The organism is Candidatus Solincola tengchongensis, from assembly GCF_015711935.1.
GTDB classification, from domain to species: Bacteria; Actinomycetota; Geothermincolia; order Geothermincolales; family RBG-13-55-18; genus Solincola_A; species Solincola_A tengchongensis.
In genome coordinates this window covers 1-11,132 of sequence record NZ_JACVJJ010000093.1, presented here as the reverse complement: position 1 = coordinate 11,132, position 11,132 = coordinate 1, and the positions used below count along the sequence as shown (strand labels likewise).

Annotated in this window: 10 protein-coding genes; all 10 read left to right on the top strand. The window is 64.0% G+C overall.

Translation table 11 applies throughout. From position 1 onward, the window contains the following. Window positions 1-156 precede the first annotated feature (156 nt). Window positions 157-1,293, top strand: a complete 1,137-nt coding sequence (locus H7007_RS08650) for a (Fe-S)-binding protein (protein ID WP_287154762.1) — start codon at window positions 157-159, stop codon at window positions 1,291-1,293. Between the two features lie 61 nt (window positions 1,294-1,354). Next, a complete protein-coding gene (locus H7007_RS08645; protein ID WP_287154761.1) occupies window positions 1,355-2,149 on the top strand; it encodes an electron transfer flavoprotein subunit beta/FixA family protein in 795 nt (264 codons plus the stop codon). Further along, entirely contained in the window at window positions 2,150-3,115 is a 966-nt protein-coding gene (locus H7007_RS08640; protein WP_287154759.1) for an electron transfer flavoprotein subunit alpha/FixB family protein, read from the top strand. It begins immediately after the preceding gene. A gap of 94 nt (window positions 3,116-3,209) precedes the next feature. After that, window positions 3,210-5,243 (top strand): CoB--CoM heterodisulfide reductase iron-sulfur subunit A family protein, encoded by a 2,034-nt coding sequence (locus tag H7007_RS08635; RefSeq protein ID WP_287154757.1) that lies wholly within the window; start codon window positions 3,210-3,212, stop codon window positions 5,241-5,243. Between the two features lie 3 nt (window positions 5,244-5,246). After that, a complete protein-coding gene (locus H7007_RS08630; protein WP_287154755.1) occupies window positions 5,247-5,687 on the top strand; it encodes a hydrogenase iron-sulfur subunit in 441 nt (146 codons plus the stop codon). Beyond that, complete coding sequence (locus tag H7007_RS08625) at window positions 5,681-6,664, top strand: 4Fe-4S binding protein (protein ID WP_287154753.1); 984 nt, start codon at window positions 5,681-5,683, stop codon at window positions 6,662-6,664. Before H7007_RS08630 ends, H7007_RS08625 begins: the two co-directional genes overlap by 7 nt. 12 nt (window positions 6,665-6,676) lie before the next feature. Continuing rightward, complete coding sequence (locus H7007_RS08620) at window positions 6,677-7,702, top strand: 4Fe-4S dicluster domain-containing protein (protein WP_287154751.1); 1,026 nt, start codon at window positions 6,677-6,679, stop codon at window positions 7,700-7,702. Next, complete coding sequence (locus tag H7007_RS08615) at window positions 7,699-8,538, top strand: FAD/NAD(P)-binding protein (RefSeq protein ID WP_287154749.1); 840 nt, start codon at window positions 7,699-7,701, stop codon at window positions 8,536-8,538. Before H7007_RS08620 ends, H7007_RS08615 begins: the two co-directional genes overlap by 4 nt. Before the next feature lie 780 nt (window positions 8,539-9,318). Further along, a complete protein-coding gene (locus tag H7007_RS08610) occupies window positions 9,319-10,371 on the top strand; it encodes a L,D-transpeptidase family protein (protein WP_287154747.1) in 1,053 nt (350 codons plus the stop codon). Window positions 10,372-10,880: 509 nt separating this feature from the next. Then, window positions 10,881-11,132 (top strand): hypothetical protein (locus H7007_RS08605; protein WP_287154746.1); only part of this gene is annotated, 252 nt, incomplete at its 3' end.

Genomic DNA, 11,132 nt, shown 5'->3' with positions numbered 1-11,132 from the left:
CAAGGCCGCCGATTCACCTTGAAACTCCGGAAATACATTTACTATAATTAGTTGGCCCTTGCCGGGAAGCCCTGCTTTCCACGGGTGGAAACCGGCATTGCAGATAGAGCAAGGAAAGTCATACGGGACGGAAAAAGGAACGAAGCGGGGTTAACCATGTGCGCTGAAGAACTCGATTTCATCACCAAGTACGACCTCCTCGGATGTATCCAGTGCGGCCGGTGTACGGGGGGTTGTCCCGTGGCCATGCGAACCCCCTTGAGGGTGCGGTGCTTCATGTACGACACCCAGAACCAGGAGCGCCTGGAGGAGCTCTCCGAGCGCCCGGAGATCTGGGACTGCACCACCTGCTACACCTGCGCCGCCCGCTGCCCCAAGGGATTGGAGCCCCTGGAGGTGCTCATCGGCCTGCGCAGCATCCAGATCGAGGAGGGGAGGGTCCAGCCCACGGTGCGCGACGCGCTGGAGTCAATCTTCAGGGACGGCAACCCCTGGGGCTCTCCGCGGGCCAAGAGGCTGGACTGGGTCAAGGACCTGGAGGTGAAGGTCCTGGAGCCCGAGGCGGAGGAGACCACCGACGTCCTCCTCTTCATCTGCTGCACGGACGCCTACGACCCCCGGGTGATGAAGGTGGCCCAGTCGCTGGTCAAGGTGCTCCAGGCGGCGGGGGTGGACTTCGGGCTCATCGGGGAGGACGAGAGCTGCTGCGGCAGCGAGGTGCGCCGCCTGGGCGAGGAGGGCCTCTTCGAGATGTGCGACGAGGAGAACGTGGAGCTCCTCAACTCCTTCAACGTCAACCGCATCGTGGCCATCAGCCCTCACTGCTACAACACCCTGAAGAAGGAGTACCATGGCCTCAAGCACCCCGTCCTCCACTACACCGAGCTGGTGGCCCAGCTCCTTGAGGACGGCAAGCTCCAGCTCAAGGGCGAGCTGCCCAAGGTGGTCACCTACCACGACCCCTGTTTCCTTGGCAAGCAGAACGACATCTACGACGAGCCCCGGTACATCATCACCCGCATCCCCGGTGTTGAGTTCCGGGAGTTCGACCGCTGCCGGGAGCGCAGCCTCTGCTGCGAGGGCGGCGGCGGCAAGATGTGGGTGGAGAGCGAGTCCAAGGAGGAGCGACTGGCCGAGATAAGGGTCACCGACGCCAAGGAACTGGGAGCGGAGGTCATCGCCGTCGCCTGCCCCTTCTGCCTGCTCACCCTGGAGGACGCCACCAAGGTGAAGGGCATCGAGGAGGAGATGCGGGTGGCGGACATCCTCGAGCTCCTGGCCGAGGCCTTGTAGATAGACCCCGTTTCCCCGGCGGTAGAGGAACCGGATAAGAGAGGGAAGAGGTGATAAGGGTATGAACATGGTGGTGTGCGTGAAAAGGGTCCCGGACACCGCGGAGGCCGAGGTCCACATCGATGCCTCCGGGAAGGACATCGAAAAGAGCAGGCTCTCCTTCAAAATCAACGAGTGCGACAACTACGCCGTGGAGGAGGCCATCCAGATCAAGGAGAGGCTCGGAGGCACGGTGACGGTCATCAGCCTGGGGCCCAAGGAGAACGACGAGGTAATCCGCATGGCTTTGGCCAAGGGCGGCGACGAGGCCATCCGCCTGGAGGACGAGGCCTTCGCCGGTGGTGACGGTTTCGCCGTGGCCAAGGCCCTGGCGGCGGCCATCAAAGGAATGGAGTTCGACATCGTCTTCACCGGGGCCCTGGCCGACGACGACGGCTACGCGGTGGTCCCCGCGGCGCTGGGCGAGCTCCTGGGCGTCCCCCACGCCACCTACGTGAAGAAGGTGGAGATACTCGAGGACGGCAAGCGGGCCAGGGTGGGCCGCGAGCTGGAGGGAGGGCTCCTGGAGTTCCTGGAGATAGACCTCCCCTGTGTGCTGGGCATCCAGACGGGCATCAACGAGCCGCGCTACGCCTCCTTCAAGGGCATCAAGCAGGCGGCCAAGAAGGAGATCGCCGTGAAGAGCGCCGCCGACCTGGGAGTGGATGCCTCGGAGGTGGGCGAGGCCGGTTCCTGGGCCGTTCTGGAGAAGTTCACGCCTCCGGTGGTCGGCGAGATGGCCGAGATACTGGAGGGTGACCCGGAGGAGACCGCGGCCAAGCTGGCCGCCATCCTGAAGGAGAAGGGGCTGGTGTAAATGAAAGACATCTTCGTTCTCATCGAGCACCGTCGCGGCGAGATGCGCGACGTCTCCATCGAGATGCTCTGCGGCGCCGCCGGGCTGGGTGGCACGGTGGTGGCCGTCCTCCTGGGCAAGGACGTGGACGCCTTCGCGGAGAAGGCCGCCGGGTACGCGGACAAGGTCCTCTACGTCAACGACCCCATGTTCGAGAACTACAACTCGGAGGCCTACCAGAAGGCCCTCTCCGCTCTCATCAAGGAGCACAACCCGGGCCTGGTGCTCATCGGCAACACGGCGCAGGGCATCGACCTGGCTCCGGCGCTGGCCGTGGAGCTGGGCGCTCCCCTGGTCACGGACGTGACCGCCCTGGAGATGGAGGGGGACAAGCCCAAGCCCACCCGCCAGTTCTACGGGGGCAAGCTGGACGCCCACATGGTGATGAAGGACGCCGACCTCTACATCCTCACCGTGCGCGAGGCCACCTTCCAGGCCGGCGAGCCCTCCAAGTCCGGGGAGATCGTCAAGGTTGAGAACCCGGTCAAGGAGGAGATCACCTACCGCAAGTTCGTGGAGTACGTGGAGCCCGAGGTGGGCGAAGTGGACATCACCCAGTCCACCATGCTGGTGGGCGTGGGCCGCGGCATCCGCGAGGACAAGAACCTCCCCATCGTGGAGGAGCTGGCCAAGGTGCTGGGCGCCGACCTCGCCGCTTCCCGTGCCGTTGTGGACGCCGGATGGCTCCCGGCGGACCGCCAGGTGGGCATCTCCGGGAAGACGGTGAAGCCCAAGCTCTACCTGGCGGTGGGCATCTCCGGGGCTTTCCAGCACGTGACGGGGATGAAGGGCTCGGAGGTCATCGTGGCCATCAACAAGGACCCCGACGCTCCCATCTTCGGCATCGCCGACTACGGCATCGTGGACGACCTCTTCAAGGTGGTGCCCAAGCTCACGGAGAAGATCAAGGAGTTGAAGGGGCTTTAACGGTGGTCATGGAGCCCCGGCTCCTCCGGTGCCCATAATGAGATAGCAGGATCTTTACGACCGTAGCCTACGGCACGAGGAGGAAACTGGAAACATGAACGGTAAGCCGAAGATCGGTGTCTACGTCTGCCACTGCGGCACGAACATCGCCGGGGTGGTAAACGTGGAGGAGGTGGTGCAGTTCGCCTCCACCCTGCCCGACGTGGTGGTGGCCCGCAACTACTCCTACATGTGCTCCGACCCCGGGCAGGCGTTGATCACCGACGACATCCAGAATTACGGGTTGAACCGGGTGGTGGTGGCCTCCTGCTCCCCGCGCATGCATGAGCCCACCTTCCGGAAGACCCTCCTCTCCGGGGGCCTCAATCCCTACTTCCTGGAGATGGCCAACATCCGGGAGCAGTGCTCCTGGGTGCACGAGGACCCCATCGCCGCCACGGAGAAGGCCAAGCGCATCGTGGAGGCGGCGGTGGTCAAGGCCCGGAGGCTGGAGGCCCTGGACGTCAAGGAAGTGGACGTGGAGCCCGCCTGCCTGATCATCGGGGCGGGGATAGCCGGCATCCAGGCGGCCCTGGACATCGCCGACGCCGGGTTCAAGGTCTACCTGGTGGAGAAGTCCCCCACCGTGGGCGGCCACATGGCCCAGCTGGACAAAACCTTCCCCACCCTGGACTGCTCGGCCTGCATCCTCACCCCCAAGATGGTGGACGTGGCCAACCACCCCAACATCGAGCTCATGACCTATTCCCAGGTGGAGGAGATCTCCGGCTACATCGGCAACTTCCAGGTCAAGGTGCGCAAGAAGTCCCGCTTCGTGGACATGGAGAAGTGCACGGGCTGCGGGGCCTGCGCCGAGGTCTGCCGCATGGCCGGGCGCATCCCCAACGAGTTCGACGAGGGCATCGGCATGCGTGGGGCCATCTACCTCCCCTTCCCCCAGGCGGTGCCCGCCAAGTACACCATCGACAAGGAGAACTGCCTCTTCCTCTCCAAGGGGAAGTGCGGGGAATCCCCCAAGTGCAAGGAGGCCTGCCAGGCGGAGGCCATCAACTTCGACCTCCAGGACGAGATCGTGGAGTTCAAGGTGGGCACCATAATCGTGGCCACCGGATACGACGTATTCGACGCCCGCAAGAAGCCGGAGTACGCCTACGGGGTCTACGACAACGTGCTCACCGCCCTGGAGTTCGAGCGCCTGGTGAACGCCTCAGGGCCCACCGGGGGGAAGATCGTCATGCTCGAGCGGGGGAAGAAGAAAAAGAAGAAGGAGGGCGAGGAGGTAGAGCCCCCGAAGGTCCCCAAGAGCATCACCTTCATCCAGTGCGTGGGTTCCCGCGACAAGAGCGTGGGCAACGAGTACTGCTCCCGGGTGTGCTGCATGTACACGGCCAAGCTGGCCCACCTGGCCAAGGACAAGATCCCGGACTGCGAGGTGACCATCTTCTACATGGACGTGCGCGCCTTCGGGAAGGGGTTCGAGGAGTTCTACGACCGGGTGCGCCGCGAGGGCGTGCGCTACATCCGGGGCAACCCTTCGGAGATCTTCAAGAGGGGCGACAAGCTGGTGGTCAAGGCCGAGGACACCCTGACCGCCACCCCGCTGGAGCACGAGACGGACATGGTGGTCCTCTCCGTGGGGCTGGTGCCGCGCTCCGACAACCGGGAGATAATCGATCTGCTCAAGCTCTCCCAGTCCTCGGACCTCTTCTACCTGGAGGCCCATCCCAAGCTGCGCCCGGTGGACACCGCCTCCGACGGCGTCTTCCTGGCCGGCGTGTGCCAGGGCCCCAAGGACATCCCCGACGCCGTGGCCCAGGCCAAGGGAGCCGCCTCGGCGGCCATGATCCCCATGGCCTCGGGCAAGGTCAAGGTGGAGGCCCAGACCTCGGTGGTCAACGAGGCCACCTGCCGCGGCTGTGGCTTCTGCGTGGCCGTATGCCCCTTCACGGCCATCGAGCTGGTGGAGGTGAACCGCAACGGCTGGCCGGTCAAGGTGGCCCGGGTCAACGAGGCCCTGTGCAAGGGTTGCGGCGCCTGCGCCGCCGCCTGCCTCTCGGGGTCCATCCAGCAGCGCTCCTTCAAGGACATACAGATACTCCCGCAGATACAGGCCCTGGGGGTGAAGTGAGCCATGGCCGAGAAGAACAGCGATTTCGAGCCCAACATCGTGGCCTTCCTCTGCAACTGGTGTTCCTACGCCGGGGCGGACCTGGCGGGCACCTCCCGCATCCAGTACCCGTCCAACGTGCGGGTCATCCGGGTAATGTGCTCCGGTCGGGTCAACCCCCTCTTCGTGATGAACGCCCTGCAGCAGGGAGCCGACGGGGTGCTCATCTCCGGGTGCCATCCCGGCGACTGCCATTACATGCAGGGCAACTACTACGCCAGGCGCCGCTTCATGCTCATGCGCAACTTCCTCGAGTACCTCGGGGTGGAGCCGGAGAGGGTGCGCATGAGCTGGGTATCGGCCTCCGAGGGCGCCAAGTGGAAGGAGGTCATCGAGGAGGTCGTGAGCGGCGTTAAATCCGTCGGGCCCATGAACAAGTTCCAACGGAGGCAGTTAAATTGGTAGACGTAGAAAAACTCAGAGAGATCGCCAGGGAGGTCGTCTCCCGGGAGGACGTGCGGCAGCTCATCGGCTACCGCCAGGGCACCTACGGGTTCCGGGCCCGCCCCGCCTTCATCACCTCCCCCGAAGAGGTGGACCAGCTCATCTTCTCCCCTGCCTGCGTAAACAACCTGGCCACCTACCTGACCCTGGAGGAGCGGCTCCCCGTCCCGCGGGGCCAGGAGCCGGACCTGCGCAAGGTGGCGGTGATGGTCAAGGGGTGCGATTCGCGGGCCCTGGTGCAGCAGATGGAGGAGAAGGCCTACGAGCGTGACCGCATCGTGGTCCTGGGCATCCCCTGCACCGGCGTGGTGGACATGGACAAAGTGGAGAAGAGATTCCCCAACGTCCTCTCCCGCGGGGAGATAGCCTTGGAGGGCGACAAGTTCGTCCTCTCCTTCGACGGCAAGCGGGAAGAGGTACCCAAGGAGGAGCTTTTGGCGGACAAATGCAAACGGTGCCGCTACCCCACCCCGCTGGTCTACGACCAGCTCCTGGATGAGGAGGTGTCCCGCTTCGCCGACGACGACTACGCCGACGTCCTGGCGCTGGAGAAGCGTTCCGCCGAGGAGAAGTGGGCCTACTGGGAGGAGAAGTTCTCCCGCTGCATCCGCTGCTATTCCTGCCGCAACGTGTGTCCCATGTGCTACTGTGAGGACTGTGTGCTGGACCGGCTCAATCCCCAGTGGATGCGGCGCAGCGTGGACATAAGCGAGAACACCGCCTACCACATCGCACGGGCCTACCACCTGGCCGGGCGCTGCATCCAGTGCGGGGAGTGCCAGCGGGTATGCCCGGTGGAGATCCCCCTCATGGAGCTCAACCGCAAGTTCTACAAGGACGTGGAGGAGCTCTACGACTACGAGCCGGGGACGGACGCGGAGGCTCCCCCGCTCCTGGCCACCTTTAAGGTGGACGACCGCGAGGACTTCATACTGTAAAGGGTGAGTGCCATGGCAGTGAAGAAGTTGAACAAGGACAAGGTGAAGGAGGCCCTCCAGGAGCTCACCAAGTTCCGCCTCATCGCCCCGGCCAAGTCCGACGAGGTGGTCGTCTTCAAACAGATAAGCGACCCCGAGGAGGCCTTCCTGGATTACGGCAACTCCACCGTACCGCCGAAAAAGGTGGTCTTCCCCCAGACGGAGACCCTCTTCCGCTTCCAGCGCGGGAATCCCGAGCTCCGGGAGAAGAACGTGGAGGAAGAGGGGACCACGGTGATCTTCGGCCTGCGCCCCTGCGACGCCCGAGCCATGTCCATCGTGGATCGGCTCTTCAGCTGGGACTTCGAGGACCCCTACTACCTCAAGCGGCGCCAGTTGACCACCCTGGTGGGGCTGGCCTGCGTAGAACCCCCCTCCGTCAACTGCTTCTGCACCTCGCTCGGGGGAAGCCCCTTCGGAACGGAGGGCCTGGATGTGCTCCTCGTGGACATGGGCGACCATTACCTGGTGCGGGCCCTCACCGAGAAGGGGGAGAAGCTCCAGGAGACCCTGTCCGCATACCTGGAGGAGGCTCCTGCCGGGGAGGAGAAGGAGGCCGAGGAGATGGCCTCCCGGGCGGAGGGCAAGATAGCCCGTTCCATAAACACGGAGGGCATCCCGGAGAAGCTGCCCACCCTGTGGGAGCACGAGTTGTGGAAGAAGGTCTCCGCCGCCTGCTTGGGATGCGGGATATGCACCTTCCTCTGCCCCACCTGCCACTGCTTCGACATCCAGGACGAGCTGGAGGAGATGGGGGAGGGGAGGCGCGCCCGCATGTGGGACTCCTGCATGTTCAGCGAGTACACCCTGCACGCCTCGGGGCATAACCCCAGACCCACCCGCCGGGAGCGGACCAGGAACCGCATCAGCCATAAGTACTCCTATTACCCGAAGCGGTTCGAGGTCATCGCCTGCGTGGGTTGCGGGCGGTGTATAAACCTCTGCCCGGTGAACATCGACATCCTGGAGATCCTGGAACAGGTGGTGGATGCCTCATGAAGAACCCCTACATCCCCTACGAGGTGAAGATCCTGGAAGCCCGCTATGAGACGCCGGGCGACCGCTGCATCAAGACCTTCAAGGTCACCTTCGCCGACGAGAAGGTCTGGGACACCTGGAGCCATCTGCCGGGCCAGTGCGCCATGGTGGGCATACCCGGGGTCGGCGAGTCCATGTTCTGCATCTCCTCCTCGCCCACGGAGAAGGGCTACCTGCGCTTCAGCATCATGAAGATGGGCAAGAACACCACCGCCCTCCACGAGCTGGAAGCCGGGGACTCCTTCTACGTGCGCGGCCCCCTGGGCAACAACTTCCCCCTCGAGGAATGGAAGGGCAAGAACATCATCACCATCGGCGGCGGCATCGGGCAAGCACCCCTGCGCCCGGTCATCCAGTGGATACGGGACAACCGGGATGATTACGGGGAGCTCACCGTCATCTACGGGGCCCGCACCTCGGCTGACCACTGCTTCAAGGACGAGTTCGAGGAGCTCAACTCCTGCGGTGACGCCTGCTGCCACCTGGCCATCGACGTGGAGGAGGAGGGCTGGCCGCATTTCGTGGGATTCGTGCCCCAGCTGCTCATGGAGGTGTCTCCCTCTCCGGAGAACGCCATCGCCGTCACCTGCGGGCCGCCGATCATGATCAAGTTCGTCCTCCAGAACCTGGAGAAGCTGGGGTTCACACCCGACCAGGTGTATACCACCCTTGAGAACCGCATGAAGTGTGGGATAGGGAAGTGCGGCCGCTGCAACGTGGGTCACCTCTACGTGTGCAAGGACGGCCCGGTGTTCTCATACGCGCAGATAAAGGACATTCCCGAGGCCTTCGCCTGATGCCCATGGCGTGGGCCGGCAAGGGTTCCGGTGGGGCGGAGTCCGTACTCCGCCTCGCTTTTTTACCGTCATCCGGTTGTAGGGGGCCCACAGGGGAGGCAGGGGGGCCGCGCAACGGTTGAAGGGAACGTTGGTGGTCGGGAGAGCCCGATGTTCCGGAGGGCGTATCGATACGCGGGAAGTCTTCGAAGACAGGCGGGAGCGCTGTAGGTCCGCTGCGGAGGGCCTCGGTCACAGGGCGGACCCGAAGTTCCGGAGAGCCTTCCGATCCCCGGGAAGTCTTCGAGCGTCAAAGATAGCGGGAGGTCGAGGAGAGGCACTGCGAAACAGAGGGCCGGGGTTCCGGGAGGATGGGCGGAAGGGAGGTCCGAGGGGCTAGATTTGGGACAGAGACGCGGGTGATGAAAATGTCGGTGGAATGACTCATGCCGCGGAATACCGATCGGACGGCGGTGGAGGAAGGGTGGCGGTTCGGGGTTTGAGCCGCGCTCGGATCCTCGGCGCTCAGGGGGGAAGCGTGAGCCGGAACGGTGAAGGGAAGGGCCCTTTCGGGCGTTGGTACAGGGCAAGCGGAACACACGGGAGGGGTGGGTTGCCTGGAGATGAAGGGGAGGAGTGTGGGCACGACGAAGACTTGGAAGAATTTATCTGCGAGTCAGGACGATAAATGCCGGATATTATGCCTACAGGGAACAGGAGGACCGCTCTTGCATCGGCGACCTTGGAGGGATGGCGACGGATGATTTGCCGCACAACCCGTTGCAGTGGTAGGTGGTCGGTATGATCTTCCGCATGCGCGCCTGGAACATCGTCCGCCACTTCCTGCTGGCCGTGGGGCTGGTCGCACTCTCACTGTTCCTGCTCCTGATCGTCTCCTTCCTCGGATTGGACCTGGCCTATGCCGGCCACGTCTTCCGAGGGGTGTACGTGCAGGGCATACCCATCGGGGGATTGAGCAGAGAGGAGGCCCTGGAGAAGCTGCGCTCGGAACTGGACCTGGAGGCGCTATCCAGAGACTTGGTCCTCGAGTTCGACGGCAACATCTGGCCTCTACCCCTGTATGAAATAGACGCCTATGTGGATCTCGAGGAGACGGTGGACCGGGCAGTCGCCGCGAGCCGGCAGATACCCTTTTACCGGCGGTGGGCGAATCGGGCCGCCTTCCGGGGCCTGGAGAGGGACATCGGACTCGTGGTCCGGTATGATGCCCGCAGGCTGGACGAGTTCCTCTCTGAGCTGGAATCAACGGTTGACCGCCCCCCGCTGGACGCCGAGATCCGCCTGGAGGGCAAAAGGCTCATCTTCCAGAGGTCACGGGACGGATGGGACCTGGACGCCAACCTGGCCAGGGAGTCCATCCTCAAAGCCCTGGCCTCTCCGGATAGGGTGGTCCGCCTGCAGATCGAGGTGACCAAGCCTCAGGTGTCGGACGACCAGGTAGGGAAGGTCATCGTGGTGGACAAGACCAACCACCGGTTGACCCTGTATAACAACATGGAGGTGGAGAGGCAGTACCCGGTGGCGGTAGGAATGCCCTCCTGGCCCACCCCTACCGGCACGTTCAAGATCGTCACCAAGGAGAGGAACCCGACCTGGGTCAACCCGGGCACCTCCTGGGCGGCGAACATGCCTCCCTACATCCCTCCAGGACCCGGAAACCCCCTGGGAACATGTGCCCTGGGGACCAGCGCCCCCGGGGTGTTCATACACGGGACCTATAGTTCGTGGTCCATAGGTTATTCTGTGTCCCACGGATGCATACGCATGTACATAAGGGATGCGGAGGACCTTTTCGAAAGGGTGCAGATAGGAACCCCGGTCCTGATCTACTGAACGGCGCCGCGCCGTACGGCGTGACAGCGGTATACCTGCGGCCTCCGGAACATGACCGTGGGAAGAGGTTTTTCGGCCCGCCGTTCGGGTACCCGGGAGGCGGGGGCTCGTTGGCACCCATGCCCATGGAGTCGGGGAGGCCATGAGGCGGGCATGAGGGAGCCTATCCGTGCCCGGCGAGGGAAAGGGGAAGCCCCGGATTTTGCGGCCTCTCCTTCTCTAAACCGCCGCCTTTAAAGGGACGAAGCATTTATATGCGGAAGCGGCTTGGACCACGGACTGGTGGGACGCATGGTGATGCTTGGGCGCCGGCACGCTCGAGGATTCCAGGAAGAGGAAAATTCCGGTCCCGCCGACAGCATGAGGGGAATCATAAAAGCGTGGTGCTGGATACCCGCCTCCGGGAAGGCATACCTGTGGGAAGCGGGAGGATTTCCGGGGCCGGCGGACGGGAAGTAGCTGGTCGGTCCGGCGGAGGGATATGGAGTGGGATAATGGCATTTGCTTCCATGAGAAAGACGACCGCTAAGGGAATCGGGAGTCCGGCCCCGGGAGCGGGGAAGACGGAAGGCGCATGCGGGAAAGCCAACCCCAAAGGGAGGGTCCTGGCGGCCATGTTTCTGGCCTGCTTCACGGTCCTCTTCGCCCTCCAGGCATCCGCCGAGCCCGCACCGGTGGAGCTCTCGCCGGGAGGGAGCCTGCCCCCGCCCCAAGGGGTTTCCGTGCTCCACCGTCCGGAGGACCGGGGTAGGCGCGTGGCC

Coding starts and splice junctions, on each gene's coding strand:
- H7007_RS08650 (WP_287154762.1), top strand. CDS start 157: ATGTGCGCTGAAGAACTCGATTTCATCACCAAGTACGACCTCCTCGGA.
- H7007_RS08645 (WP_287154761.1), top strand. CDS start 1,355: ATGAACATGGTGGTGTGCGTGAAAAGGGTCCCGGACACCGCGGAGGCC.
- H7007_RS08640 (WP_287154759.1), top strand. CDS start 2,150: ATGAAAGACATCTTCGTTCTCATCGAGCACCGTCGCGGCGAGATGCGC.
- H7007_RS08635 (WP_287154757.1), top strand. CDS start 3,210: ATGAACGGTAAGCCGAAGATCGGTGTCTACGTCTGCCACTGCGGCACG.
- H7007_RS08630 (WP_287154755.1), top strand. CDS start 5,247: ATGGCCGAGAAGAACAGCGATTTCGAGCCCAACATCGTGGCCTTCCTC.
- H7007_RS08620 (WP_287154751.1), top strand. CDS start 6,677: ATGGCAGTGAAGAAGTTGAACAAGGACAAGGTGAAGGAGGCCCTCCAG.
- H7007_RS08615 (WP_287154749.1), top strand. CDS start 7,699: ATGAAGAACCCCTACATCCCCTACGAGGTGAAGATCCTGGAAGCCCGC.
- H7007_RS08610 (WP_287154747.1), top strand. CDS start 9,319: ATGATCTTCCGCATGCGCGCCTGGAACATCGTCCGCCACTTCCTGCTG.